Below are 24840 nucleotides of genomic sequence, written 5' to 3'. Positions count from 1 at the left end.
AAGAAAAGAATACTTACACGTTTTTGAGGAGGGAATGACACATGAGTCAACAATTTTCACAGGCAACAGGTTACCCTTATGCACAGGGGTACGGAGATCCTTACTCAGCCTACACTAGAAATGGCCAGCAAGGCGGTTATTATGGAATGGGCAACGCTTATGGCGGTCAGCAGATGATGCAGCAGGTGGCAGGTGCGCAGCAGAATGGATTTCAAGTCCCACCCTTTCCGACCCCGACAGTCAAACAAGGACCGGATGTACCGGGAATGTTGCCGCTAGAGCAATCATATATCGAAAATATTCTACGATTGAATCGCGGCAAGCTGGCTACGGTGTATATGACATTTGAGAACAACCGCGAGTGGAACGCGAAGATTTTCAAAGGAATCATTGAAGCTGCAGGACGGGATCATATTATCCTAAGTGACCCACAAACCGGAAAACGCTATCTGCTCTTGATGGTTTATCTTGATTACATTACATTCGATGAAGAGCTTGAATATGAATATCCTTTCAACAGTCAAGGCCAACTGTCACAATATCAGCCTCGATAAAATGAAAAAACACGCAAGCCGCATCTGTATGCGCCATGCGTGTTTTTTTACGCCTTTATTGCCGCCACAATGATCAATACCCATCCAAGCAGGAATGCCACTCCGCCAAGCGGCGTGATGGCCCCCAAGATTTTCACCCCGGACAATGTCAATACATAGAGGCTTCCTGAGAATAGGATGATTCCGATTGTCATGGACCAGCCGGCAGTGGATAAAAGTCCTGAGCCGCCAAAGCGGTCGATCAGGAACGCGATGACGAAAAGCCCCCCTGCATGGAACATCTGGTAGGTTACCCCTGTTTTCCAGATTTCGAGCATCCGCTCTGTGACTTTCCCTTCCAATCCGTGCGCCCCGAAGGCTCCAAGTGCCACGGCAAGAAATGCGTTAATCGCACCAAGTATGATAAATAGATTCATGAGTGGGTCCACCTTTCCTAACCTGTTGTTTTCGTTTAAGCTATATAGTAAGTATTTTCTCATAAATGCAGTTCTTGCGTTACAAAAACAGCTTATTTATTATGTATAACACAATTCTCCTCATGTAAGGGTGATGTTTTTTGAACTATCTGTTACAACCGCTTGGAGATCAGGCTTTACGAATCGAGTTTGTGGAAAAGGATACAACCATCCGGACCATTTGTACTCATCTTACTGCCGGCTCCCTGCCAGGTGTCGTGGATATCGTCCCTGGCCTCAGCAGTATAACCATCTTTTATGAGTATCCAACGACTGATTATATGATTTTAAAAGAAAAAGTGGTGGGCATCTTGGAGACTATGCCCCTCTCGGAACGTGAAGTTTCCAAAAGGACGGTCCTACTGCCCACTTTATATGATGGGCACGATTTAGCCTCGCTTGCTGGCAAGCACCAGACCGAAGTGGAAGAAATCATTGAACAGCATAGTGGTGCTGCCTATGAAGTGGAAATGCTCGGATTCCTGCCGGGATTCCCTTATTTGAACGGGCTACCGCCTTCCTTGGAAACACCAAGACTTGCGACCCCAAGAAGCAAAGTTCCTGCCGGGTCTGTCGGGATCGGAGGAAATCAAACAGGTGTATATCCCGTGGATTCGCCTGGCGGGTGGAATCTTATCGGCCGTACGCCGATACCCCTGTTTTTACCGGATGAGGAGGATTCCTTCCTGCTGCAGGCCGGCGATCAAGTGCGTTTTCAAGCTATTTCTGAAAAGGAATTTGCCTTATGGCAGGAAAAAGTTTCTCAAAGTGCATGGAAAAAGGAAGTGATTTTCAAACATGAAAAGGATTGATTTGAACTGTGATTTAGGCGAGAGCTTCGGTTCGTTTGTGATGGGCAATGACGAACTGATTCTCCCTTTCGTCACATCTGCCAATATTGCCTGCGGCTTTCATGCAGGCGACCCACATGTGATGGACCGGACTGTAGCACTTGCAAAAAAAAATAATGTTGCAATCGGGGCCCATCCAGGCTTTCAGGATATTCAGGGCTTCGGCCGCCGCAGCATGCCGCTCACTCCTGATGAAGTCTACCATCTCGTTCTTTATCAGATCGGGGCCATGGAAGCATTCTGCCGGGCACACGACGTACCGCTTCATCATGTAAAACCGCATGGGGCACTGTATAATATGGCAGCAAAAGACTATACGCTTGCCGAGGCCATCGTAAAAGCGGTAAAAACTTTCGATTCTTCCCTGCTTTTATTTGGCCTCGCTGGCAGTGAGCTCATTCGTGCGGGAAAAGATATGGGACTCTGTACAGCTTCGGAAGGATTCGCGGATAGAACCTACCAGCAGGATGGAACCCTCACCTCGCGGAACCAACCGAATGCGGTCATCCATGAGGTGGATAAGGCTGTGCAGCAGGTGATTCAGATGGTCGAGCATGGTACGGTTACAGCTGTCAATGGGGACAAGGTGAAGCTCCATGCTGACACCATTTGCCTTCATGGAGACAACGAGCATGCGATTCTTTTTGCCCAACAGCTCCATGAGAGTCTTGGTAAGAATAAGATTGAAATTGCGAAGGTGCAGCGCCTATGACCTATCCAATATTCCAAGTAGATAAGCCGGGACTGCTCACTTCTTTTCAAGACTTGGGAAGGAAAAACCACCAATCCAAGGGTGTGGTGGCTTCCGGGGCGATGGATACGACGGCATGTCAGATTGCCAATCTGCTCGTCGGAAATCCAAAAGAAGAGGCATGCATCGAGGTAGCCGTTCAAGGACCCTCTTTTACAGTGGCAGCCAAAAGTGCAACCATCGCGATTTGCGGGGCGGACCTCTCCCCCATGATTAATGGAACGCCAGTGGATATGTGGAAGACCCTGCAGATAAATGAAGGCGATAAGCTACAGTTCGGCGCCCCTAAAGCTGGAGTCTATTCCTATATTGCCGTAAGTGGCGGATTCGCGGTCCCGATACAGTTGGGCAGCAAATCCTTTTATTCCAAGGCGAGTCTTGGTCTAGAAATCAAAAAAGGGGATATGCTTTCTGCGGAGTCCCTCCCTTCTCCTTTGCCTGCCAGAGGCCTGCGCCACGAATTCAGCTACCCGAAAGAAGTGGAGGTGCGGGTCATCCGCGGCCCACACGAATCTCATTTCGGTACAGAGGATTTTGAGCATTTTTTCTCGCAGGCCTACCTAGTGGGACAGGGTGACCGCATGGGCTACAGACTACATGGCGAGGTGCCATTGTCTTCCCCTACCCATACCGGAATTGCTTCCGATGCGATTCCGCTTGGCGGGATTCAGGTGCCGGAAGACGGCCAGCCGATTGTACTCTTGGCTGACAGACAGACAACTGGAGGCTATCGCCGGATCGGGACGGTCATCACAGCGGACCTTCCTAAAGTGGTGCAGGTGCCGCCTGGTGGAAAGATTCATTTTACGGAAGCAACTCTTGAGGAGGCGTATGAAGCGCTGAAAGAGCAGCAGCTTTTCCTGAAGCATGTGGAAATTTTTATTCAAAAATAAAACGCCCCACCTGATTCGGTCTTGGGGCGTATATTCAACGGGAGTTCAGATACAGCTGAAGTGCGTGTTTGAGCTCTCGTTCTTTTTTGCTTGTTCTTATATGATAATGATCGCCGTCCAGATTCGTAAGGAAGTCATTGTGTCCCTGCGTGTGCAGAAATTCATTGACACTTGTGACATCTTCCCTTGTCGAAAGCAGCGTTTTTTGTCCAACAAAGTCACCGTTTACGTAAACTTCATAGCGATCATGGGAAAGCTTCGTGCTTGTATCGATATTTCTATCCATATAGGAAGCTATCCCGAAAAATGTTCCGTCCATACTACCCATCATGTGTAAAAAACACCTCCATACTTGCTGGGGTGTTTTTAGTTTGACTACTTCCTATGCAGTTTAGTATGGTAACTTTTCGGAAGAACGTTAAGAGGATGTTCAAAAAGTCCGGAAAAAAAGCTTCGAATTTCTTCGTCAGCTTGCCTCTCCGCTCCGCAACATTACAAATCATACTCTGCGGTGCTCGAGACTTCGCTTCCTCGAACTTCTTTGCTCTTTTTATCCTCCTTTTTGAACACTTATTAAAAGTCAAAAATCGAGTCGCCGTTCGCCTCGTCCTCTTTCATGGGCTTAGACGGAAAATGGTTCACCGGTTGGCTAGGTTGGACCGGTGGAACAAAATTGTTTGCCGCAAAGTTCGGAGCTACAGGCTGCATGCTTGGTGCAGCAGGTCTTCTCTCCTGCTGTACGTCCTCCTCTAATGCCAGCTCGCATAGGGATTTCATCGCCGCAAGATGCTCACGCTTCTTTTGCACATTTCCCGTTTCCTGCGCCCGATTCAGTTCCGCTTGCATGCGCTGCAAGACTTTATCCAATGTGATGCTCATGTTTTCCCCTCCTTCAATAATATGGAGATATCATAAAATACACGATGACACCAGTTAAGCTTACATAAAGCCATAACGGCATCGTCCAGCGAGCAATTTTACGATGGCGTTCCTTTTGCATGCTCCAACCGGTCACCAGGGAATATAACGCCAGCGGCACAATGACGACCGCCAACACGATATGCGTCAATAGTATAAAGAAGTAGATGGACCGTATGATACCTTCTCCGCCAAACGGTGTCGATTCCGTGAGCGAATGATAAGTCACATATGTAATTAAAAATAGTGTGGTGGACATAAATGCTGCCAAAATAAAGCCGCGGTGCACGGTAATATTCTTTTTTAAAATTGCCACTAGCGCACACACGAGGAATATAAAAGTAAAACTGTTAAATATCGCGTTCATCATCGGCAGGAATGTCAGGTCCACATGAGCTAGCCCCTCGTATTGCGGAAGGAAAAACAGAACCGCTACAAGTGCATTGACCAGGATGGATATGCCGATGATCCACGGCAGGAAATTTCTCTTTTTCATGGTTGTCTCCTTTTACAGGCTCTTTGAAAATCAGCCTTTATATGTAATAGCCTTTTTGGATAGGTTCTTTTGTTGTAGCCTTTTTTTCAAATTTCATACAAGGGCTTCCTGATGAACGGAAAACTGCCAGGGAAGGCAACTGATTGGTTTTGAACCCGAATGCACGGCAACCTTTTGGAAACTTGGCATCCCAGGTTACATAGTAATGCCGGCATTTCATGCAATCAATCCGCTTCGGTTCCATTCCTTCACACCCTTTTCCCCATTTTCCTTCTCCATTTTACCATTCTTTAAGTGTGCATCCTATGAATAACCTGTGACGAATGAGGTACTTTGTTTAATTTTGAAAAACTTAGTAGTGAATATGCTCTGGATTAACTCCGCTGGTGATTTCCGCAATAGGCTGCGCTTTCCGCGGGGCGTTTGTGGAGCCTCCTCGGCTTTCGCCTGCGGGGTCTCCACTAAACGCTTCCTCCCGCAGGACAAGGAAGGCTTCGGCAGCGATACATCGCACGAAGAAAATGCTCGCATTTTCGAGGAGTCTCCGCCTATTGCTCCAATCACCAGCTGGCATACACTTAAAATTTGCCTGTCATCTAAAACATTGTGGTTCCAAGCGGTTTGGTTTTTAGCAAAAGGTAATTCTTCGTGACAACGATAATTATTAATATTCAGATTATATTGATAAAATTACCCCATTAGTGCAAAATTACACTATACAGAAATTGGAAGGATTGTGAATTGGAATGACGTTCTTATCAATGATTGGTGTGCTAATTTTAGGTCTTGCAATATTAGTAATAGGGTTTGCAACAAAAAATTCATGGTTGAAAATAATTTCTATTGTTCCTCTTGTTATATCTTCGGTTCAAATCATTTATGTGTTTTTTATGGCTAACTAATAGTAAGATGCAGAAATCAAGGATTCCGACAAGTCACTGTCCTAAATATTAAAGTACAGAAGAGATTTCCCCTTTTATATAACAAAAATTATTAATTTCACACCCCCCTGTTGATTGTAGTGCAAGGCATGAGCCTCCTGCTAGAGCTTAGCGGTTGACTTGAGACCCCGCAGGCAACGCCGAGGAGGTTCAAGCACCGCCCCACGGAAAGCGAATGCCTGGAACGGAGGTCAACAGGGTGTTTAATGAGGACTCTTTATTAAGCGGTTAGTTTTTCTCACATTTAAAAGAAAACCTGTGACAAATTCATCACAGGTTACTTGATCAGCGGTTATTTATGGACTCGATGGTTGCGGCTAGGTCTTCTGCTGTTTCTTTTACAACATCCACCGTGCCTTTCATGCTGTTGGAAACGGCCACCTGGTGGTCTGCGGCACTTACGACTTCCGCCATCTGTTGTGTCAATTCCGAAGAGGAGGTCACAAGGTCATTGACGGAGTTCACGATGTCGTTCACTCCGAGGCTGATTTCCTCCATGGCGGCAGTAATATGGGTACCTTGCTCCAACAAGGTTCCGCTATTGGTGGCAATATTTTGAAATAGCTTTGCAGAAGCGGCGTTCTGTTCATTGGTCTGATCGATTGTCTCCTTGAAGGATTCGAACTCCACCAGTACAGTGTTGGCATCATCCTGGATACGTCCGGTGATGCTGTTGATTTCTTTTGAAAAGAGATCTGTCTGGGATGAAAGCTTGCGGATCTCCTCTGCTACCACCGCAAATCCTTTTCCTGCCTCCCCGGCCCTAGCCGCTTCGATGGAAGCATTTAATGCCAGCAGATTCGTTTGAGTCGTGATTTCATTTATTCCTTTTAAAAAGCTTTGCGCTTCATCAATGCTCGTCTTAATCTGCGAAAATCGGCTGACCATGGACTCGGTCTCCCTAGAGGAGTGATGCATCGTCTCAAACATCTGTTTTACAGACTTGGCACCCTTTTTCGAAAGGATTTCCATGTTTTCGAGGTTTCGCTTCATTTCATCGACAATGCTATAGATTTCCTGCGTGCTGGCAGAAGCCTGCTCTGTAACCGCCGAAATGGCTGCTGTCCCTTCGTATTGCATCGCCACTTTTTCTGTCACTTGTTCGGACTTTGATTTAATCAAAGCGGATTTATCTAGATTCTGGTCCGCCCCGATCAGCAACTCCTGCATCACAACCTGAAGACGCTGATTGGCATCGAGACTTCCATTCATCAGCTGATCAATGTTCTGACCCATTTTCGTCAGTGCATGATCCACCTGGCCAAATTCATCTTTCCTTGCCGAGCGTTTGGATGTGAATGTAAAGTTCCCCTGCTGATATGCTCCCACACGTTCGAGCAACAGATTCACACCTCGGTTAAAGGCTGTACGGAAGGAAAGCATTGCGAAAATCGGAACAAGCACTACCACTAATAAAGATAGCAAGGTCCATAATTCTGTCGAACCGACCTGATCCTGTATTTCCTTTCTATTTTCATCATTGAACGTCTGGAGAAATTCCATTCCTGTGACATTTGCCCGCTCCACTCGATTACGAGCTTTCGCCAGTTCCTCTGAAGTCTGGATTCGTAGACGATCCATGTTCGCTGCATTGGAAACATCACTAATTAGTAGATATTGTTTAGACAATGTTTCATGTGAAACGACAAAATACTGCTTTAACTGACCTAATTCTTCATACTCCTCGAAATAAGGCTCTAAATTCTCCAACTTCTCTTCCGTTTCAAGAAGATTCTTCTCGATGCCCTCCACATGCTTTTTGGAATAGCCATTCGATACGACAAAATACATATCCGTCAACGTCGATTGATAGGATTGAATCAGCTCAAAGTAGCGCTCATTCAACTCTGTCAGCTCCTCCATTTCATTCACACTTTTCTGCACCTGCATGCTGTTCATCCATATGACGATCGAAGCAGCCACCCCGATTGCCGCAAGTATTACCGTCAAGACCAACAGCCTTTTTCTCATACTCCCCATTGTTCTTCCCCTTCCATCCATTAAAGCCAGTCTCTCGTGATTCAGCATTGTGCGTGCTCCAAGTTGTGAAACCGCTTGCACAATTCTTTAAAAAAATTTATATCTCTTACTTATTTATTTCGACAACATGTGGAAGTTATTTAATGGTTTTTGTGATGTTTTGTAGAAAAAGAAAAAAAGGGGCAAGGCCCCTTTTTATTTTTGCTCCCTTTTCAATAGCAGCTGTTTCAGTTCGCTGATTTCGTTCGTGATTTTCGCGAGTTCCAGTTTGCTTACTTCGATCTTGTCGTCTTTTTGTTCTTCCTCTTTTGCCTCTTGGATGTTGTTGAGGATTTCCCCGACAATCAGGTTAAGGACGATGAAGGTTCCGACAAGGATAAACGAGACGAAATAGATCCAGGAGTATGGACTCTCGGCAAAGATTGGTCGAAAGACGCCGCTAGCCCAGGACTCAAGTGTGATTACCTGGAATAATGTCACCAAGGACAAGTGCAGCGTCCCAAAGTATTCCGGTGAGATTTCTCCAAAGAACATGACACCAAGTACGGCATAGATATAAAACACCAATCCCAAGAGCATCATGATCGTCCCAAGCGATGGGATGGTTTTCAGAAATGCCGTTACGAGCCTTTGAAGGGACGGAATCACCGTCACCGCACGAAGGACACGCAGCACTCTGAGGATACGGAGAGCGGAAATAAAGTATGTTCCACTGAATAAAAGCACCCCGGCTACGACCACAAAGTCGAAGATGTTCCATTTACTATAGAAGAACTGATAGAATTTCTTTTCTGCAAACACTCTCAAGATGATTTCTATCGTAAAGAACCATAAAAAGAACACTTCAAACCCTTGAATGACCCCTGGATAATCCTCTCTGAAATGAGGATACGTCTCCACTCCGATCAGTATCGCATTCAACAGGATGACAAGCATGACTGCATTTACAAAAAAACGGTGGCCGACCAGCTGCCGTGTTTTCAATTTCCAACTTTCCATATGTAATCTTCCCTTCATCTAACTATCCTCTAAGGCGTTAGCTGCCAATTTATTTCTTTTTCGCCCATTTCCTTTAATACCGCATTCACTTTTGAATACGGCCTGCTGCCAAAAAAGCCCCTGTTTGCGGAAAAAGGACTTGGGTGAGGACTCTTTATCACAAAGTGACGGCTATTACTGATGAGCTTTTCCTTTTGCTCTGCATGCTTTCCCCATAAAAGAAAGATGACAGGGCGGCTTCGTTCATTCAATTTCCTGATCACCGCATCGGTAAACTGCTCCCAGCCCTTGCCTTTGTGGGAATTGGGCTCCGATTCCCTGACCGTCAGCACCGTATTCAAAAGCAGCACTCCCTCGTTTGCCCACTCCATCAGGTAGCCATGATTTGGTGCGGCAATTCCTAAGTCTGCATGTAGCTCTTTATACATATTTCGAAGGGACGGCGGAATGGTCACTCCTTTTTGGACAGAAAAGCTCATTCCATGGGCCTGTCCCTTTCCATGGTACGGATCCTGACCGATAATGACGACCTTTACATCCTCATAGCTTGTAGCCTGGAATGCACGAAATAAGTCCTCCTTTGACGGGTATACTATTGTCGACTCGTATTCACTATCTATAAATTGTTTCAATTTAATATAATAATCCTTTTCTGATTCTTCCTTGAAAAGAGCGGACCAATTTTCACAGTTTATGCCCATGTACCACCACTCCTGTCTGTTACTATTCCAATCCCTACTTTACCATAGACCCTTCCTATTTGTTTAACATTTTTACTGAGTCAATCATTCCGGGAATATGGTCATAATGTGGTATAGTGGTATCGGAAAACATTGAATTGCTTTGTCTTTTTATATAAAATAAAATACTTGGGTAGGTTATTTTTCCAATGTTCCATACTTATTTTAATAAATGCTACTTTTTTACATAATTGTTTGTCCTGAATGAGTTAATTGTTGTAACACAATTCCGTTTAGACTAGCTACTAAAAGTGAGGTTCTTACTGTGATGACTAAAGAAAATCCAACAAGCTTAATCGTTATTTTCGGAGCAACCGGGGATCTGGCAAAACGTAAGCTCTATCCGTCCCTCTATCGCCTTTATAAAAATGGAAGCATCTCAAAGAACTTTGCGGTTGTCGGTGTAGCCCGCCGCCCCCTTACCAATGAGGATTTCCGTGCAAATGTGGCAAAGTCCGTGAATGGTGCTGCAAACGGAAATGCCGATGTAGAGGAATTCAGCTCCCACTTCTACTACCAGCCGTTTGATGTGACGAGCAGCGACTCTTATCAACAGCTTAAAGATCTATCCAGTTCATTGGATCAGGAGTATCAAACAAACGGAAACAGAATGTTCTACCTGGCCATGGCTCCTGAATTCTTCGGGACCATCGCCTCCAACCTGAAAGCGGAAGGCTTGACTGATACAGATGGCTTTAAACGTCTTGTTATCGAAAAGCCGTTTGGCCATAGCCTGCCAACTGCCAAAGAATTGAACGAAGAAATCCGTGAGGCATTCCATGAGTCCGAAATCTACCGTATTGACCACTATCTAGGGAAAGAAATGGTGCAAAACATTGAAGTGATCCGTTTTGCCAATGCCCTTTTCGAACCGCTCTGGAACAATCGCTACATCTCCAACATCCAAATTACATCAAGCGAGGTACTTGGGGTGGAGGACCGCGGGCGCTATTACGAAAACTCCGGTGCCCTGCGTGACATGGTTCAGAACCATATGCTGCAGATGGTCGCATTGCTTGCGATGGAGCCGCCGATCAAGCTGAACCCTGAAGAAATCCGAAGCGAAAAGGTCAAGGTGCTTCGTGCCCTGCGTCAGATCGACCAATCCGAAGTGGGTCAGTATTTCGTCCGCGGCCAATATAGCGCAGGAATGATTGAGGAAGAAAAGGTACTTGGCTACCGCGAAGAAAATTCCGTGGACCCTGTTTCCAACACGGAAACATATGTGGCAGGCAAGCTTGTCATCGACAACTTCCGTTGGGCAGGCGTCCCGATCTATATCCGTACCGGTAAAAGAATGTCCTCCAAGTCAACCAAGGTTGTCGTACAGTTCAAGGACATCCCGATGAACCTATACTATAACCGCGGGGAAAAAGTCGACCCGAACCTGCTTGTCATCCACATTCAGCCAGATGAAGGCATCACCTTGCATTTGAATGCGAAGAAATCGGGTAAGGATATAACAACCACCCCGATCAAGCTTGATTACAGTAACAATTGCATTGATGGAATCAACACACCGGAAGCTTATGAGCGCCTGATTTTTGATGCCATGCGCGGAGATATGACCAACTTCACCCACTGGGATGAAGTGGCTCTATCCTGGAGCTTCATCGATCAGGTATCCAAAGCATGGGAAAGCACTACAGCAGAAGACTTCCCGAACTACGAAGCAGGATCAGTCGGGCCAAAAAAGGCGGACGAGCTGTTGAAAAGGGACGGATTCCATTGGTGGAATGTTTAACAAGAAAAGCGGAGCCGGCTCGTTCAGCCCCGAAAAGCTTAACCCAATTTTGAGAGGAGTTTTTCACATGAAAGTATATGATGTATCTTCACCGATTTTTACAGGAATGCCTGTTTATAAAAACAAGCCTGAAAAGCAACCTGCATTAACAACTAATACAAACGGCTATGTAACAGAAACCCGCCTGGAGCTTGACGTGCACACCGGGACTCACGTGGATGCCCCGCTTCACATGATCGTGGACGGCGAAACCATTGAGACGCTCCCGCTTGAAAGGCTGGTTGGCCCTTGTAAAGTATTTGATCTGACTTCTGTGGAAGACCGCATCAAGAAGGAAGACATTGCCCACCTTGATATCCAGAAGGACGACTTCATCCTGTTCAAAACGAAAAACTCATTCGACGAAGAGTTCAATTTCGACTTTGTATTCGTGGCAGAGGATGCGGCGCATTACTTGGCGGAAATCGGAATCAGCGGAGTGGCAGTGGACGCACTTGGCATCGAGCGCAGCCAGGAAGGTCACCCGACACATAAGACACTATTCAACAACAACGTCATCATTATCGAAGGATTGCGCTTAAAAGATATCGAGGAAGGCAGCTACATCATGGTAGCTGCTCCTCTGAAGCTTTCCGGAGTCGATGCTTCTCCTGCTCGTATTGTTTTATTGGATATGAACTAATGTATTTGTGCCAAGGAGCACGTCCTGTTGCGGGACGGAGACCTTGGCACTTTTTTATTTTGTTGTTTTCGCAGAAATTGTTGTTTCTTTTTCAAGCTATTTGTATTTCGTTCACTTATCGTGGATAAAACATTTCAGCAACTTCCCATGATTCAACCATTTGATACGCCATTCTTGGATCATACCCTTTACCTATCAGATAGGAAACAGCTGCAACTTCCCGCATGGCATGCAGATATGAAGTTACCTGAGCTTCTTTAAGACCATATTGAACAAGAGGTTCCACTGTTGACAAGGTTTGATGCTTTAACTGGTGATTTCGAGACATATGTTGTTGCTGTTGATTGTAAAAAGGTTGATATAAATCGTAAGAGTTAGGTGACCAATGATTAACATTACTGTTCATAAGATTTAGCTCCTTTTTATTAAAACTACACCTTAGCCTATGCTCATTTTGCAATATAAGTGTAGTTTCTTCTAAAATCGGGCGCTTTTCTTGAATATCTTTGCATCCTGATCCTGTATATTCAAAAACGTAATCCAGCCACAAAAAAGCCAACCCCCAAGCAGCATCATGCAACCCAGGAATTGGCCTTTCCTTAAGAAATATATTATTTAGACATCCATTCTGTATGAAAGATGCCTTCTTTGTCAGTACGTTGGTATGTGTGTGCACCGAAATAGTCGCGTTGTGCCTGAATCAGGTTGGCAGGCAGTGTCTCGGATCGGTAGCTGTCGTAGTATGCCAATGCGCTTGAGAATGATGGCACAGGTACGCCGTGCTGGATTGCTACGCCAAGGATTTCACGCAGACCGCCTTGGTAGCTTTCCACGATCTCCTTGAAGTAAGGGTCCAACAATAGGTTGGCAAGCTCTGCCTCACGGTCATACGCTTCCTTGATCTTTTGCAGGAATTGCGCACGGATGATACAGCCGCCGCGGAAGATCATTGCGATTTCGCCATATTTCAAATCCCAGCCATACTCTTCGGATGCTGCTCGTAATTGTGCGAATCCTTGTGCGTAGGAACAGATTTTGCTCATGTACAATGCCTTGCGAACGGACTCGATGAACGCTTCCTTGTCGCCATTGAACGTTACGCCTTCCGGTCCACGAAGCATGCCGCTCGCTTTCACGCGCTCTTCCTTCATAGCAGAGATGAAGCGTGCGAATACGGATTCTGTGATGATCGGAAGTGGAACGCCAAGATCCAAGGCACTTTTGCTTGTCCATTTACCCGTACCTTTTTGACCGGCAGTGTCCAGGATGACATCCACAAGTGGTTTGCCTGTTTCATCGTCCACTTTTGTGAAGATGTCTGCTGTGATTTCGATCAAATAGCTGTCGAGCTCGCCTTTGTTCCACTCGGCAAATACTTCATGAAGCTCTTGTGCGGACAATCCAAGGACATTTTTCAAAAGGAAATATGCCTCACTGATCAGTTGCATGTCGCCGTACTCGATGCCGTTATGCACCATTTTCACATAGTGGCCTGCGCCGTCTGGACCGATATATGTGCAGCAAGCATCGCCTTCCACTTTTGCGGAGATGCTTTTCAGGATATCCTCTACAAGGTCATACGCTTCTTTTTGCCCGCCAGGCATGATGGAAGGACCTTTTAATGCTCCTTCTTCCCCACCGGAAACGCCTGTACCGATGAAATGCAGGCCAAGCTCCGCCAATTCCTTGTTGCGGCGGATCGTGTCTGTGTAAAGCGTGTTACCGCCATCGATCAGGATGTCGCCTTTATCCAGATGCGGCTTCAAGGATTCGATGGTTGCGTCTGTCGGTCCGCCCGCTTTTACCATCAGTAGTATTTTGCGAGGGGATTCAAGAGACTGAACAAACTCTTCGATGCTATATGTACCTTTAAAGTTTCTGCCTTCCGTTTCTTGCATGAATTCTTCTGTTTTTTCAGGTGAGCGGTTGAATACAGATACAGAATAGCCTCTGCTTTCGATATTCATTGCGAGGTTTTTCCCCATAACTGCAAGCCCGATTACACCAATTTGCTGCTTTGCCATTTTATAAAAACTTCCCTTCTACAAGGTAATTTGTTTCGCGATAGTCCGAATTGAAAATACCATAAAAAGCCTGATGGAATCAAGCTTTATACCCATTATAACCTAACTTCAAGGATGCGAACGCTTACACACGAATATTCTTTATTCTTTGCCATCCAGCCTATTCACATACTGTTTGGCAAGCGACTTTAAATACCTCGTTCGGACTGCAAGAACGGCAACCAACAGGGAACGGGATATTTTGCTTTTCTCCGCCTGCGTGTACAGTGATTCCTTTGCCAGATAGGCCTCGATTTCTTCTTTTATATGCTCTTCCGATAAAATTTCCGTCTGGGCCATCAAGTTTTCATAAAGACAAGCATATGATTTATAAAATACCACCGGACTGATAATGTCATCGGTGCGATCTTTCGGATTGTTGAAAATGGCCCCGAGTACCTTGCGAACCTCTTCAAAATCCAATAATACCTTCAGATCTTTTACAATAAAAAGGAGGGCTGCCTGCTCGATGGAATATTTGCGACCAACTTGCGGCGCTCCAATGTATTCCTTTATTTCGCGTTTAACCCAGTTTTTCAGCGCCGGCTCTGAATAGACTGCCGTTTCGAGCTGGTTTCCGAGCCAGACGATATTTGACATGGTGAGCCCTATCTCCCCATCGGCTTTTTTGGTTATCAGCTGCTGGAAATTTCCGGGTAGGGAAACCCTGTATACCATTAAGCCCTTTTTAGTCTGGAATTTCTCCAAAAGCACTGCCAGCTCTAATCTTGTCCATCCTTTTTCCATCAGGAGTACCTCTTTTCGCTCGTCCAATTATGCTCTAATAGTAAATTGCAAATGCCTTTTCGTCAAATATAGTCAAGGTATTTTTATTGATAAATCAGACATATATCTTTATAATTGAAAACAAGAGATATAGGTTCATAAGAACTCAAAAACAAGCAGGAGGAGAAACATGGCAAAGCGTATTTTCTATTTTCTTTTAACGAATATTTTAGTTCTGACTACGATTACAATTATCTTCAGTTTAACTGGGGCTGGAAATTACATTGAAGGCAATGGCATTAACTTTGGCGCATTATTGATCTTCAGTGCCATCATCGGTTTCACTGGTTCCTTCATTTCCCTATTGATGTCCCGCTGGATGGCGAAAAAAATGATGAATGTCCAGGTCATCGATCCGAACGGTCCGATGTCTCATCAGGAGCGTCAAATCGTGGAAATGGTTCACCGCATGTCACGTGCGGCTGGCATCACAAAAATGCCTGAGGTTGGGATCTACCACTCTCCAGAGGTAAATGCTTTTGCAACAGGTCCTTCCAAGAACCGCTCCTTAGTGGCTGTTTCTTCCGGACTATTGCAGGAAATGGACGATGCTGCCATTGAAGGTGTTATCGCCCATGAGGTTGCCCACATCGCAAACGGCGATATGGTAACGATGACACTTCTACAAGGTGTTGTGAATACATTTGTTATCTTCTTGGCACGTATTGCAGCGTTCATCGCTTCCCGTTTTGTAAAAGAGGAAATGGCACCGATCGTACACTTTATCGCTGTGATTGTGTTCCAGATCGTTTTCTCGATTCTTGGTAGCTTAGTTGTCTTCGCATTCTCCCGTTACCGTGAATACCATGCGGACCGTGGCGGTGCAGACCTTGCAGGTAAGGACAAAATGGTACACGCATTGCGATCCCTTCAGGCTTACACGCACAGGATCAGAGACGAGCAGGATTCAGCAATTGCAACTTTCAAAATCAGCGGGAAAAGAAAGAGCTCTTTATTCTCTACACACCCTGATTTAAACGAGCGTATCCGCCGCTTAGAGGCGAAATAATAGACATAAAAAGGAGTTAGCCGCTGAGGCTAACTCCTTTTATTTTGATTCATTATGTTGCGCTTCTTAGACCTCTTGAGATAAGGCTCAGTAAGAATACAAAAATAGCTGCTCCGATAATGGCAGGTACGATAGCCATATCCGCAATCACTGGACCCCATTTCCCTAATAGTGCGTGACCGATCCATGCACCGACAAGCCCTGCGATCATGGCACCCAAGATTCCCCCTGGCATACCGCCTGGCGCAATCGCGCTCCCGATCATTCCAATAATAATAGCAATTATAATAGTAATTAATAGTCCTAACATGTCATTTCCTCCTCTAGTGTTTGTTCATTGTTTGTAGCTTACAGAGTATATTTCCGTTTGCAATACTTTTTAAACTTCCTGCCTTCAGATTCTATCCCTACCTGGACATATCTGGTATATTAGACTTGAATTGTTTAAAAAATTCTCATGGATGAAAATAGATACATACTTTAAAGGAGGATGTAAAATGGCAGATATTCAGGATTCCGTCGTGATCAACAAGTCTGTGGAGGAAGTTTTTTCGTATGCTTCCAATATGGAGAATGCCCCAAAGATCATGGAAAATGTCGTGGAAATTGAAAAGCTGACGGACGGTCCGCTTCAGGTCGGTTCACGCTTTAAGGAAACCCGTGAAATCAGAGGGCGTAAAGCTTCTTCTGTTATTGAATTTACCGAATACGCTCCGAACAAAAGCTATTCTGTTAAAAGCGAAACCAACGGGTTAAAAGTTGTGTACTACTACGATTTCGTTCCTGCTGAAGGTGGCGGAACAAGGGTGAATTTCAAAGGGGATATCCATACTTCAGGGCTTGTGATGAAGCTTACCAAGCCGATTATCCGCAGAATCCTGAAGAAGGAAGACGGGGATCATTTGAAGCAGTTGAAAAACCTGCTTGAGAGTGAGTAAGTTTAATAACAGGTATTGGCAGCCGGGCTGGAAGCTTGGCTGCCTGTTTTTTGGGGTATGGTCTTCTTTGTAAGGTATGTGTTGCATTACGAAAAGGGGCTTCCTGAAAATATAGTAGCTACGTTAAACACCCCTGTTGGTTGCAGCGAGAGGGGTTCGCTTTCCGCGGGTGGCCTCGGGAGCCTCCTCGGCGCTATAGCGCCTGTGGGGTCTCCCTTGACACGCTGCTCCCGCAGGACAAGGAAGGCTTCGGAAGCGATACATCGCACGCAGAAAATCCTAGCATTTTCAAGGAGTCTCACCCCTTGCGCTGCAACCAACAGGGGGATTCAAAAATCTTTAATTTGCTCTATTAGCCTCCCTTTTACATTTACCAGGAAAAGAAATCGGTGTTATTTTCAAAAAGCCTCTTAAACACCTACTATTCATTTGTAATTAAAACGTATCAAAGGAGAATCTCCATGAAAAAGCATACCTTCCCAATTATCTTTTCAGGCCTTATTTTTATCCTGCTGATTCCCATCTATCAGCCACTATCCACTTACCTGCATCCTTTGGTTATACCTGTCCTGGCCGGCTGCATTTACGTGATGGTTTTTTGCGCTGCTCTTTTCTTCAGGAGAGAGTGTGTAAGGATATCCTCTAAGGCTGTGGGGACCATTTTGGGCATCTACACCCTTTCACTTTTAGTTCTGCTTTTCTTTCGTCCTAACGAGCAGGATTATGGCGCCGCCCATAATGTCAATCTTGTTCCGTTCTCGACCATTTCCCTTTTTCTTTCCGGAAATGCAGATCCTCTTGTCGCCTTCTATAACATAGCGGCCAATATTATACTTTTCGTGCCATTCGGGGTTGCACTGCAATGGAAAAAGAGGAACTGGGTAACATTGCTTATTGTGCCGATTTTCACCATTTCCCTAATTGAAGTCACTCAGCACCTGACCAACCGTGGCAGCCTGGACATTGATGACCTCCTGCTTAACACACTGGGATTTTTCATCGGCTACCTGCTCACTCCAGTATTTAAGCGCATCATAAAGATCAGCTCCTAAAAAAACGCACCGCTCGGATTTTCCAGACGGTGCGTTTTTTGTCGAAATTTGTAGGGGTCAGGCCCCCCTATTAACTACTTTTTCGCAAATCCCTGCTTTTCCACAAAACCCTTCATTCCTGTACGTTTTGGTTCACGCAGCATATTTGCCATTTGGCTCGACCAGGTGTCTGCGCGCTTGCCGGCGGTTCGGGCATGATAGTAGGCTGAGGTGGTTTTATTGTAGTCCTCCAGTTGTTCCTTGTAGCTTGTCTCGTCCGTATTGTAGGTGTCCTCGTGATAGACGTGTTCAAATGGAAGTCGGGGCTTAACATCGGTTTGCTGAGCCGGGTACCCGACTGCTAGGCCGAAGAGCGGCATGGCATGGCTTGGGATTCCAAGCAGCTCTGTCACCTGTTCCATATTATTACGGATGCCGCCGATATAGCAGATCCCTAGACCCATGGATTCCGCTGCAAGTGTAGCATTTTGTGCAGCGAGCGATGCATCGATGACGGCAACCATGAATTTCTCCATGCTCTCTAGGGAGCCGGACACATCCGTTCCTTCCATTTCTCCTATCGTTTCATGGCGATGAAGATCGGCACAAAATACGAAAAAGTGCCCACTATGCTCCACATAGGACTGATTCCCGGCAAGCTCAGCCAGCTTCTTTTTCTTCACCTTATCCTTCACTCCGATGATCGAGTAGGCCTGAATGAAACTGGAGGTGGAAGCGGCCTGTGCACATTCCACGATGCTTCTGATCTGTTCATCCGATAATGGTTTGTCCTCAAATTTTCGAATCGATCGGTGCTGTAAAATGGTTTCAATCGTAGGGTTCATCCCTGCTCCTCCTCTAGTGGGCAATCTTACTTCCCATTAAATCAGTTCCTGAGGAGGATTTCCAGAAGGAGCTCTTTTTTCAGAGAATCACGAGTAAATCAGTCGGAGCTAGGGAATAGTAGACTGATGCACTTTTCTTAACATACATATTGGGGGAGATTTCTATTAGAAAGCTTGATGTAGTTTTTTGGTTTTCAGCAATTGCAATAGCATTGCTTGTAGTAATTGGTGCTGTAGCACCTAAAGCGTTCGCAGCAGTGGCAAGCGAAATTTTCAACTTCACCACCTATGCATTCGGATGGTTCTATTTGCTATCGGTATTATTTTTTGTGCTATTCTGTATTGTGCTCGCACTATCAAAATACGGAAAAATCAGGTTGGGCAAGGATGAGGATCGTCCGGAGTTTTCTTTTTTCACGTGGATTGGCATGCTGTTCAGCGCCGGTTTTGGAATAGGTCTTGTGTTCTGGGGAATAGCAGAACCGATGAGCCACTTCTTCACTCCGCCACGCGAGACGATTGACGCCCTCGGCGAAGAGGCTGCCCGAGCTTCGATGCAGTATTCTTTTTTCCACTGGGGATTAAGTCAGTGGTCCGTATTCACGATAGTCGGCCTTGCGATCGGATATTTTCAATTCCGCAAAAAGGAAGATGGACTCATTTCCACCACATTAAATCCGATTATCGGTACAAAAAATAGACATTACATAAGAAAGCCCATTGATATCCTAGCTGTCATTGCGACGGTGATGGGGGTTGCGACTTCACTTGGACTTGGAATCCTGCAGATCAACGGCGGATTGAATGTCGTCTTCGGCATTCCCAATAATGCAACCGTTCAGTTGATCATTATTTTTGTACTATTGATTCTTTACTTGGCCTCCACTACAACTGGGATCGAACGCGGAATCAAGTATTTGAGCAATTTGAATCTGACATTGGCATTGCTGTTGATGGTCTTTGTCTTCTTTGCCGGTCCTACTGTATTCATTCTTAACACATTTACACTAGGGATAGGGGACTATATCTCGACATTTTTTACAACAAGCCTTAGATTGACGCCATATAAAGGCGGTACATGGGTCAGGGATTGGACGATTTTCTACTGGGCATGGGCCATTGCGTGGTCACCATTTGTCGGCGCCTTCATTGCCAGGGTTTCCAGAGGGAGAACGATTCGGGAGTTTGTTTTTGGGGTTTTGGTCATTCCACCGGTGATTGCCCTGTTATGGATCGCTGTATTTGGAGGAACCGCCCTTCATTTCGATCTGTTCGGAGGGACGCAAATTGCGCAGGCCGTGGATAAAGATGTAACCAGCGCCTTGTTTGCAACTTTTGCAGAACTGCCGTTCACATTTATCCTATCTGTAATATCCATCCTGCTGATTTTCACTTTCCTGATTACATCAGCGGATTCTGCAACGTATATTCTGGGAACGATGACCTCAGGGGGCAGCTTGAATCCTCCTTTATTATTACGTGTCATTTGGGGAACCCTGATGGCATCGATCGCAGCCGTCCTCCTATTGGCAAGCGGGCTCGAAGGACTCCAAACCGCCTCTCTTGTGTCGGCACTACCATTCACCATCATACTGATTGCCATGTGCTATTCCCTGTTTAAAGCATTGCGAAAAGAACCGGGACTTTCACGGCGAAACAGAATGAATAAGTAGTAGAAATGCACCTTCCAAATGGAAGGTGCATTCTTTTTTGGACTACCCTTTAAAAAAGAGGAATATAAATGCTAATAGAGAATTGTAAAAGAGGGATGGGTTATATCAAAAATTGTCAAACAGGGGGAATTTATTATGAAAGGAATCACTTCTTTTTTCAATCGTGTGATGCAGCGCTATCTACCTGATCCATTTTTGTTTGTCATCATTTTAACGTTTGTGGTATTCGGATTGGGTCTTCTTTTCACCGACAGCGGTCCTGTAGATATGGCAAAGCATTGGGGCGGAGGCTTCTGGGCTCTACTCGCCTTCTCGATGCAGATGGTGCTTGTTCTTGTAACCGGGCATGTGCTGGCCAGCAGTCCCATTTTTAAAAGAATGCTTGGTGGTCTTGCGTCCACGGCAAAGTCGCCAGGCTCGGCCATCATTATCGTAACCATCGTTTCCATCGTGGCGAGCTGGATTAACTGGGGCTTCGGGCTCGTTATCGGGGCATTGTTTGCAAAGGAACTGGCAAAACGTGTGGAGAACGTAGACTACAGGCTATTGATTGCAAGCGCTTACAGCGGTTTCATTGTCTGGCATGGCGGATTTTCAGGATCCATCCCGCTTACCATTGCGACAGAGGGCCACTTTTCACAGGATTTAATCGGTGTCATCAGCACAGATCAAACCATTTTCGCTCCATTCAACCTGGCTATCATTGCGGCTCTATTTATTACGCTGCCACTATTGAACCGTTTAATGATGCCTTCCAAAAACGAAACCATCACTGTCGACCCTGCCATATTGGAAGACTCTTCAAGTCTGCAGGCTGCAACCGTTGAAAAAGCTGCGCTTACACCAGCGGATCGCCTGGAGAACAGTTGGATTCTTTCCCTGCTCGTTTCAGTGATGGGGCTATTTTTCCTATTTCTTTATTTTGCAGATAATGGCTTCAAATTGAACCTGGATATCGTCAATTTCCTATTCCTGTTCCTGGGCATTCTGTTCCACTGGCGTCCTAAGCATTTCCTTGAAGCGGTGATGAATGCGGTAAAAGGTGCAAGCGGCATCATTATTCAATTCCCTTTCTACGCAGGGATCATGGGAATGATGGTAGCTTCCGGTTTAGCTGGAGTCATGTCAGAGGCATTTGTCTCCATTTCCAATGAGCACACCTTCCATTTCTTCACCTTTTTAAGTGCTGGTATCGTGAACGTCTTCGTTCCATCAGGAGGAGGACAATGGTCGGTTCAGGCCCCTATCATGCTGGAAGCAGCGCAGTCCCTTAACGTATCTGTTGCCAAAACGGCAATGGCAGTTGCGTGGGGAGATGCCTGGACGAACATGATCCAGCCTTTCTGGGCATTGCCTGCCCTGGCAATCGCCGGCTTAAAGGCCAAGGACATCATGGGGTTCTGTGTCATTGTCCTATTCATAAGCGGAGTAATCATCTCCCTGGCATTTTTACTTTTATAACAGTACGTTCAAGCTTCTCCTACTTGTTAGGGGGAGCTTTTTTCATGATAAAATTGAACAGCACTAACGTGACACTTTGAACATAAAAGTAAAATGGAAAAGAGTAGATAAACTTATAGCCAGCCTTATAATGGAATACTCCCAGATTGTAAGCCACCCACTCTACAACCATTGCTGTAATCGACCAACTGATAATATATAGCATGGTTCGATAGCGCCTGAGCTTCAAGTAATCGTAGAGGTAAAAGAAAAAATACCCGTATGGGCCATACATAATGTAAGACAAAAAGTCATAAATTTCAAATTTGGAACTGTCATTCACATCGTAAAAATCAAATGGAGGAATGCTTATCGTATGATCAAATACCATTCCGCTGTTCATGCCAATAAATAAGAAGAGGACAGTGTAGGTAGTTGGGAACCGCTTTGGAAGTATAAATAGTAGCGAATAACCAACAAGAATACTTATTAGAATGAACCACTCATTTGAATTAAACGCATGATCATAGATAACAGTTGAGGCAAGGGTCCACCATTTCATTATTATCATCCCTTCAACTCACCTTCTCTAAGTATGAAATACCGAAACGCCTTCGCGATTCCAAGCGTTGTGCACAAATAGATGATGGATATAAGAAATGTCCATCCAAAGTTCCAATTGGTATACGTAATTACCTCCAATTTAATGGATATTAACTCCATCAATATCCCGATTCCGATAAATAAAAGTACACCACCCACCTTATAAATAGGCGACTTCTCAAACACTCGATTGACAAAAATCAGTAACAAAAGAGGATAAACGAGGGTGCGTTGAAACCAGAAGCAAATGAACAGATGGGGCTCTTTAGAGTACTCAATCATGCTAAAATTCAAGCTAAGCATCGTAATGACGTTTTTATTTATAAAAAGGAAGAAAAAAAATAGAAATAAATTTTCTACAAGTGATAGTGATTTTCTCTGAAATAGGAAGAATGCTGCAAAAGTCCATGTCAAAATGAGATAGATGACCACTTGCATTTGATTTCCCTCCTTTTGGGGTTGTTGGTTGTTTTTCAGTTATTAGATATTCGACAAATTTCGCCAAAAGACCATCAAAAAGAGAAGCTATCTCGCTTCTCTTTTGCTAGTATGCACGAATTGCATCACTTTATTAAATTTCCTTAGCAGTTCTCCACCAACAAATTCAGTCTTTAACCTTCCAATCCACAAGCGCCGTTGCACCCTTGAATGCATCCTGCACATCATGCTTCTGCACTTTTTCGAGGATGTCACCGTTTGTCAAAATGATTGGTGTCACGATGCTCTTCGCTTTTTCTTTAATCAGCTCGATATCAAAGTTCAATAATGGCGTACCCACTGTTACTTTATCGCCCACATTTACCAATCCTTCGAAGCCTTCACCCTTCATGCCTACCGTTTCTAGTCCTACATGGATAAGGACCTCCACGCCTGTTTCCGATTTGATCCCGATGGCATGCTTGGTCGGGAAGAATTGTACAATCTCACCATTTACCGGGGAAACGACTGTTCCTTCCGTTGGTTCGATTGCGATGCCGTCACCCATCATTTTTTGAGCAAAAACAGGATCTGGAACCTCTTCAAGCGGAAGCACCTTTCCTGTAATCGGCGCAACCAATACCTCTGCTGTTTTCACTTCGTTTTTTCCGAAAAGCTTTTTCAAGAATGACATATCTTTTTCCTCCTAAAGGTCTGAATTGTCAGGAAAATAAAAAAGACCCAACACGCCCGGGGTTTATCCGGTTTCGTATTAGGTCTTGCCTGCTTTACCAGTCACAATCCATCTTGTTATTTTTTAAAAATATATGACAACACCCTGTTTGTCAAATAGTTTACTCTAATTATTCACAGATCCCTTTGCAAGCTGCTCCCAATCCGGGTACAAGTCAGAACGGCGATCCCGCCAAGTTGTTACAGATCCACTCTGTCTCACTTTTTCCAAAAGGGCGATATCAAGGTCTCCCGTAACAATCATATCCTGGTTCAATTCGCCTTCCACCACAATGCCTCTTGGCGGGAAGGGAACATCATTCGGTGAAATAATCGCTGCCTGGCCGAAGTTGCCGCGCATAAAGTCGACTGTCGGCAAAGAACCGATCGTGCCGGTTGTCACCACATATACCTGATTCTCGATAGTGCGGGCATGACAGGAATAGCGCACTCTGTGGAAGCCATGGCGGTCGTCGGTGCAGGATGGACAGAATACCACATCCGCCCCCATTGCTTTCACGAGGCGCACAACCTCCGGAAACTCGATATCATAGCAGGTCAGCATCGCAATGGTGCCCTTTTCCGTCTCAAACACCTGCAAGCCTTCCCCAGGTGTGATACCCCATTCCTGAACCTCCGTCGGTGTCAGATGAAGCTTCGTCTGAATGGCAATTGTTCCATCCGGATAAAAGAGGTGTGCAGCGTTATAGAGCTTGCCCTCTTTTTCAATAACATGGGTTCCCCCGATGATGTGCATGCCCGTCTGCTTGGCAATACCGCTAAATAGCTGGTAATACAAATCCGTATAGGACGGGAGATCTTTTATCGTCTGCTCTCTTCCGTCAACTGGAAACGAGAGTAATTGGGTGGTCAAAAATTCAGGAAACAATACGAAATCCGCGTCAATTTCAGCGGCTGTTTTTACATAATGGATCACTTGATTTGCAAATTCTTCAAAACTATTGATGGTATGCAAATGATACTGCACAGCAGAAGCACGAAACTTCATCTGGAGGCCCCCTTTTTCCGTTCTTTTAGGCTCTTTTCGTTAAGTTTATTGCTTTTGTCCGAGAAAAATCGGCTTTTGGATTTTTCTCAGCAATTATCCCTGTCGTATTCCAAAGAAAATTAATTGGTTTGCAGAGAAAAGAGCACGAAAGCAAATGAATTTACGTGTATACATGAGATACGTTAAAAGCCACAATGTATGCGAAAACATCGTTTTTTACAACTAGTTTATTATAGAGGATGAGGGGGTGCTGAACAATGGTTAATTTACCGGAAACGTTTTCGGGGAAC

Annotated in this window: 28 protein-coding genes; 11 read left to right on the top strand and 17 right to left on the bottom strand. The window is 45.1% G+C overall.

Translation table 11 applies throughout. The features are described 5' to 3' along the window. Positions 1-41 precede the first annotated feature (41 nt). Entirely contained in the window at positions 42-554 is a 513-nt protein-coding gene (gene gerQ / locus ACQCT5_RS21755; protein ID WP_499645094.1) for a spore coat protein GerQ, read from the top strand. A gap of 47 nt (positions 555-601) precedes the next feature. On the opposite strand, the gene ACQCT5_RS21750 is transcribed toward gerQ, so the two are convergent. After that, positions 602-970 (bottom strand): DUF423 domain-containing protein, encoded by a 369-nt coding sequence (locus ACQCT5_RS21750; RefSeq protein ID WP_499645092.1) that lies wholly within the window; start codon positions 968-970, stop codon positions 602-604. A gap of 140 nt (positions 971-1110) precedes the next feature. Here ACQCT5_RS21750 and pxpB point away from each other — a divergent pair, with 140 nt between their 5' ends. Genes pxpB through ACQCT5_RS21735 form a run of 3 tightly spaced genes read left to right on the top strand, consistent with a single transcriptional unit; the run spans position 1111 to position 3504 of the window. Beyond that, complete coding sequence (gene pxpB, locus ACQCT5_RS21745) at positions 1111-1821, top strand: 5-oxoprolinase subunit PxpB (protein ID WP_499645090.1); 711 nt, start codon at positions 1111-1113, stop codon at positions 1819-1821. Then, complete coding sequence (locus ACQCT5_RS21740) at positions 1808-2572, top strand: 5-oxoprolinase subunit PxpA (RefSeq protein ID WP_499645088.1); 765 nt, start codon at positions 1808-1810, stop codon at positions 2570-2572. The genes pxpB and ACQCT5_RS21740 overlap by 14 nt, the downstream gene beginning before the upstream one ends. Further along, entirely contained in the window at positions 2569-3504 is a 936-nt protein-coding gene (locus ACQCT5_RS21735) for a 5-oxoprolinase subunit C family protein (protein ID WP_499645086.1), read from the top strand. The genes ACQCT5_RS21740 and ACQCT5_RS21735 overlap by 4 nt, the downstream gene beginning before the upstream one ends. A 34-nt stretch (positions 3505-3538) precedes the next feature. Here ACQCT5_RS21735 and ACQCT5_RS21730 read toward each other — a convergent pair whose 3' ends face one another. The 7 genes from ACQCT5_RS21730 to ACQCT5_RS21700 form a co-directional block, all read right to left on the bottom strand. Continuing rightward, positions 3539-3835 carry a hypothetical protein gene (locus tag ACQCT5_RS21730; RefSeq protein ID WP_499645084.1) on the bottom strand — a complete coding sequence of 99 codons (297 nt, stop codon included), beginning with the start codon at positions 3833-3835 and terminating at the stop codon, positions 3539-3541. Between the two features lie 242 nt (positions 3836-4077). Then, the gene (locus ACQCT5_RS21725) at positions 4078-4383 is read right to left on the bottom strand and encodes a YwdI family protein (RefSeq protein WP_499645082.1); all 306 of its coding nucleotides are present in this window, start codon (positions 4381-4383) and stop codon (positions 4078-4080) included. 13 nt (positions 4384-4396) lie between these two features. After that, positions 4397-4918 carry a DUF420 domain-containing protein gene (locus ACQCT5_RS21720; protein ID WP_499645080.1) on the bottom strand — a complete coding sequence of 174 codons (522 nt, stop codon included), beginning with the start codon at positions 4916-4918 and terminating at the stop codon, positions 4397-4399. Between the two features lie 37 nt (positions 4919-4955). Then, positions 4956-5162: a hypothetical protein gene (locus ACQCT5_RS21715; RefSeq protein ID WP_499645078.1), complete on the bottom strand. Its 207-nt coding sequence runs from the start codon at positions 5160-5162 to the stop codon at positions 4956-4958. A 982-nt stretch (positions 5163-6144) separates the two neighbouring features. Continuing rightward, entirely contained in the window at positions 6145-7887 is a 1743-nt protein-coding gene (locus ACQCT5_RS21710; RefSeq protein WP_499645076.1) for a methyl-accepting chemotaxis protein, read from the bottom strand. 147 nt (positions 7888-8034) lie between these two features. After that, entirely contained in the window at positions 8035-8838 is an 804-nt protein-coding gene (locus tag ACQCT5_RS21705) for an ion transporter (RefSeq protein ID WP_499645074.1), read from the bottom strand. A gap of 29 nt (positions 8839-8867) precedes the next feature. Continuing rightward, the gene (locus ACQCT5_RS21700) at positions 8868-9539 is read right to left on the bottom strand and encodes a uracil-DNA glycosylase (RefSeq protein WP_499645072.1); all 672 of its coding nucleotides are present in this window, start codon (positions 9537-9539) and stop codon (positions 8868-8870) included. A gap of 307 nt (positions 9540-9846) precedes the next feature. On the opposite strand from ACQCT5_RS21700, the gene zwf reads away from it, so the two are divergent. Further along, the gene (zwf, locus tag ACQCT5_RS21695; protein WP_499645114.1) at positions 9847-11322 is read left to right on the top strand and encodes a glucose-6-phosphate dehydrogenase; all 1476 of its coding nucleotides are present in this window, start codon (positions 9847-9849) and stop codon (positions 11320-11322) included. Between the two features lie 67 nt (positions 11323-11389). After that, entirely contained in the window at positions 11390-12004 is a 615-nt protein-coding gene (locus ACQCT5_RS21690; protein ID WP_417898576.1) for a cyclase family protein, read from the top strand. Positions 12005-12119: 115 nt separating this feature from the next. On the opposite strand, the gene ACQCT5_RS21685 is transcribed toward ACQCT5_RS21690, so the two are convergent. The 3 genes from ACQCT5_RS21685 to ACQCT5_RS21675 form a co-directional block, all read right to left on the bottom strand. Continuing rightward, on the bottom strand, positions 12120-12554 hold the full coding sequence (locus ACQCT5_RS21685) for a hypothetical protein (RefSeq protein ID WP_499645070.1): 435 nt from the start codon (positions 12552-12554) through the stop codon (positions 12120-12122). Between the two features lie 61 nt (positions 12555-12615). Further along, the gene (gnd, locus tag ACQCT5_RS21680) at positions 12616-14028 is read right to left on the bottom strand and encodes an NADP-dependent phosphogluconate dehydrogenase (protein ID WP_499645068.1); all 1413 of its coding nucleotides are present in this window, start codon (positions 14026-14028) and stop codon (positions 12616-12618) included. 141 nt (positions 14029-14169) lie between these two features. Next, complete coding sequence (locus ACQCT5_RS21675; RefSeq protein WP_499645066.1) at positions 14170-14814, bottom strand: DUF1836 domain-containing protein; 645 nt, start codon at positions 14812-14814, stop codon at positions 14170-14172. 169 nt (positions 14815-14983) lie between these two features. Between ACQCT5_RS21675 and htpX the strand changes: the two genes are divergently transcribed. Then, positions 14984-15862, top strand: a complete 879-nt coding sequence (gene htpX / locus ACQCT5_RS21670; protein ID WP_499645064.1) for a protease HtpX — start codon at positions 14984-14986, stop codon at positions 15860-15862. 52 nt (positions 15863-15914) lie between these two features. Here the strand turns inward: htpX and ACQCT5_RS21665 are convergent, their stop codons facing one another. Further along, complete coding sequence (locus ACQCT5_RS21665) at positions 15915-16172, bottom strand: GlsB/YeaQ/YmgE family stress response membrane protein (protein WP_499645062.1); 258 nt, start codon at positions 16170-16172, stop codon at positions 15915-15917. Positions 16173-16359: 187 nt separating this feature from the next. Between ACQCT5_RS21665 and ACQCT5_RS21660 the strand changes: the two genes are divergently transcribed. Then, on the top strand, positions 16360-16800 hold the full coding sequence (locus ACQCT5_RS21660; RefSeq protein ID WP_499645060.1) for an SRPBCC family protein: 441 nt from the start codon (positions 16360-16362) through the stop codon (positions 16798-16800). A gap of 461 nt (positions 16801-17261) precedes the next feature. Next, complete coding sequence (locus ACQCT5_RS21655) at positions 17262-17852, top strand: VanZ family protein (RefSeq protein ID WP_499645058.1); 591 nt, start codon at positions 17262-17264, stop codon at positions 17850-17852. Between the two features lie 74 nt (positions 17853-17926). Here ACQCT5_RS21655 and nfsA read toward each other — a convergent pair whose 3' ends face one another. Continuing rightward, entirely contained in the window at positions 17927-18676 is a 750-nt protein-coding gene (gene nfsA, locus ACQCT5_RS21650; RefSeq protein ID WP_499645056.1) for an oxygen-insensitive NADPH nitroreductase, read from the bottom strand. A 158-nt stretch (positions 18677-18834) separates the two neighbouring features. On the opposite strand from nfsA, the gene ACQCT5_RS21645 reads away from it, so the two are divergent. Both ACQCT5_RS21645 and ACQCT5_RS21640 read left to right on the top strand, forming a co-directional pair. After that, entirely contained in the window at positions 18835-20349 is a 1515-nt protein-coding gene (locus ACQCT5_RS21645) for a glycine betaine uptake BCCT transporter (protein WP_499645112.1), read from the top strand. A gap of 135 nt (positions 20350-20484) precedes the next feature. Next, complete coding sequence (locus ACQCT5_RS21640; RefSeq protein WP_499645054.1) at positions 20485-21810, top strand: short-chain fatty acid transporter; 1326 nt, start codon at positions 20485-20487, stop codon at positions 21808-21810. A 19-nt stretch (positions 21811-21829) separates the two neighbouring features. Here ACQCT5_RS21640 and ACQCT5_RS21635 read toward each other — a convergent pair whose 3' ends face one another. From ACQCT5_RS21635 to ACQCT5_RS21620, 4 genes are all read right to left on the bottom strand, one after another. Continuing rightward, positions 21830-22351 carry a hypothetical protein gene (locus ACQCT5_RS21635; RefSeq protein WP_499645052.1) on the bottom strand — a complete coding sequence of 174 codons (522 nt, stop codon included), beginning with the start codon at positions 22349-22351 and terminating at the stop codon, positions 21830-21832. 5 nt (positions 22352-22356) lie between these two features. Further along, positions 22357-22830, bottom strand: a complete 474-nt coding sequence (locus ACQCT5_RS21630) for a hypothetical protein (protein WP_499645050.1) — start codon at positions 22828-22830, stop codon at positions 22357-22359. 166 nt (positions 22831-22996) lie between these two features. Further along, the gene (locus ACQCT5_RS21625) at positions 22997-23503 is read right to left on the bottom strand and encodes a PTS sugar transporter subunit IIA (protein WP_499645048.1); all 507 of its coding nucleotides are present in this window, start codon (positions 23501-23503) and stop codon (positions 22997-22999) included. Positions 23504-23668: 165 nt separating this feature from the next. Continuing rightward, a complete protein-coding gene (locus ACQCT5_RS21620) occupies positions 23669-24550 on the bottom strand; it encodes a carbon-nitrogen hydrolase family protein (RefSeq protein WP_499645046.1) in 882 nt (293 codons plus the stop codon). Between the last annotated feature and the right edge of the window lie 290 nt (positions 24551-24840).

It is taken from the genome of Sutcliffiella halmapala, from assembly GCF_050107295.1.
GTDB lineage: Bacteria > Bacillota > Bacilli > Bacillales > Bacillaceae_I > Sutcliffiella_A > Sutcliffiella_A halmapala_A.
Note: the sequence above shows the minus strand (reverse complement) of the source record. Positions and strands in the feature narration are given on the sequence as shown.

Coding starts and splice junctions, on each gene's coding strand:
- gerQ (WP_499645094.1), top strand. CDS start 42: ATGAGTCAACAATTTTCACAGGCAACAGGTTACCCTTATGCACAGGGG.
- ACQCT5_RS21750 (WP_499645092.1), bottom strand. CDS start 970: ATGAATCTATTTATCATACTTGGTGCGATTAACGCATTTCTTGCCGTG.
- ACQCT5_RS21740 (WP_499645088.1), top strand. CDS start 1,808: ATGAAAAGGATTGATTTGAACTGTGATTTAGGCGAGAGCTTCGGTTCG.
- ACQCT5_RS21735 (WP_499645086.1), top strand. CDS start 2,569: ATGACCTATCCAATATTCCAAGTAGATAAGCCGGGACTGCTCACTTCT.
- ACQCT5_RS21730 (WP_499645084.1), bottom strand. CDS start 3,835: ATGATGGGTAGTATGGACGGAACATTTTTCGGGATAGCTTCCTATATG.
- ACQCT5_RS21725 (WP_499645082.1), bottom strand. CDS start 4,383: ATGAGCATCACATTGGATAAAGTCTTGCAGCGCATGCAAGCGGAACTG.
- ACQCT5_RS21720 (WP_499645080.1), bottom strand. CDS start 4,918: ATGAAAAAGAGAAATTTCCTGCCGTGGATCATCGGCATATCCATCCTG.
- ACQCT5_RS21715 (WP_499645078.1), bottom strand. CDS start 5,162: ATGGAACCGAAGCGGATTGATTGCATGAAATGCCGGCATTACTATGTA.
- ACQCT5_RS21710 (WP_499645076.1), bottom strand. CDS start 7,887: ATGCTGAATCACGAGAGACTGGCTTTAATGGATGGAAGGGGAAGAACA.
- ACQCT5_RS21705 (WP_499645074.1), bottom strand. CDS start 8,838: ATGGAAAGTTGGAAATTGAAAACACGGCAGCTGGTCGGCCACCGTTTT.
- ACQCT5_RS21700 (WP_499645072.1), bottom strand. CDS start 9,539: ATGGGCATAAACTGTGAAAATTGGTCCGCTCTTTTCAAGGAAGAATCA.
- zwf (WP_499645114.1), top strand. CDS start 9,847: ATGACTAAAGAAAATCCAACAAGCTTAATCGTTATTTTCGGAGCAACC.
- ACQCT5_RS21690 (WP_417898576.1), top strand. CDS start 11,390: ATGAAAGTATATGATGTATCTTCACCGATTTTTACAGGAATGCCTGTT.
- gnd (WP_499645068.1), bottom strand. CDS start 14,028: ATGGCAAAGCAGCAAATTGGTGTAATCGGGCTTGCAGTTATGGGGAAA.
- ACQCT5_RS21675 (WP_499645066.1), bottom strand. CDS start 14,814: ATGGAAAAAGGATGGACAAGATTAGAGCTGGCAGTGCTTTTGGAGAAA.
- htpX (WP_499645064.1), top strand. CDS start 14,984: ATGGCAAAGCGTATTTTCTATTTTCTTTTAACGAATATTTTAGTTCTG.
- ACQCT5_RS21665 (WP_499645062.1), bottom strand. CDS start 16,172: ATGTTAGGACTATTAATTACTATTATAATTGCTATTATTATTGGAATG.
- ACQCT5_RS21660 (WP_499645060.1), top strand. CDS start 16,360: ATGGCAGATATTCAGGATTCCGTCGTGATCAACAAGTCTGTGGAGGAA.
- ACQCT5_RS21655 (WP_499645058.1), top strand. CDS start 17,262: ATGAAAAAGCATACCTTCCCAATTATCTTTTCAGGCCTTATTTTTATC.
- nfsA (WP_499645056.1), bottom strand. CDS start 18,676: ATGAACCCTACGATTGAAACCATTTTACAGCACCGATCGATTCGAAAA.
- ACQCT5_RS21640 (WP_499645054.1), top strand. CDS start 20,485: ATGAAAGGAATCACTTCTTTTTTCAATCGTGTGATGCAGCGCTATCTA.
- ACQCT5_RS21635 (WP_499645052.1), bottom strand. CDS start 22,351: ATGAAATGGTGGACCCTTGCCTCAACTGTTATCTATGATCATGCGTTT.
- ACQCT5_RS21630 (WP_499645050.1), bottom strand. CDS start 22,830: ATGCAAGTGGTCATCTATCTCATTTTGACATGGACTTTTGCAGCATTC.
- ACQCT5_RS21625 (WP_499645048.1), bottom strand. CDS start 23,503: ATGTCATTCTTGAAAAAGCTTTTCGGAAAAAACGAAGTGAAAACAGCA.
- ACQCT5_RS21620 (WP_499645046.1), bottom strand. CDS start 24,550: ATGAAGTTTCGTGCTTCTGCTGTGCAGTATCATTTGCATACCATCAAT.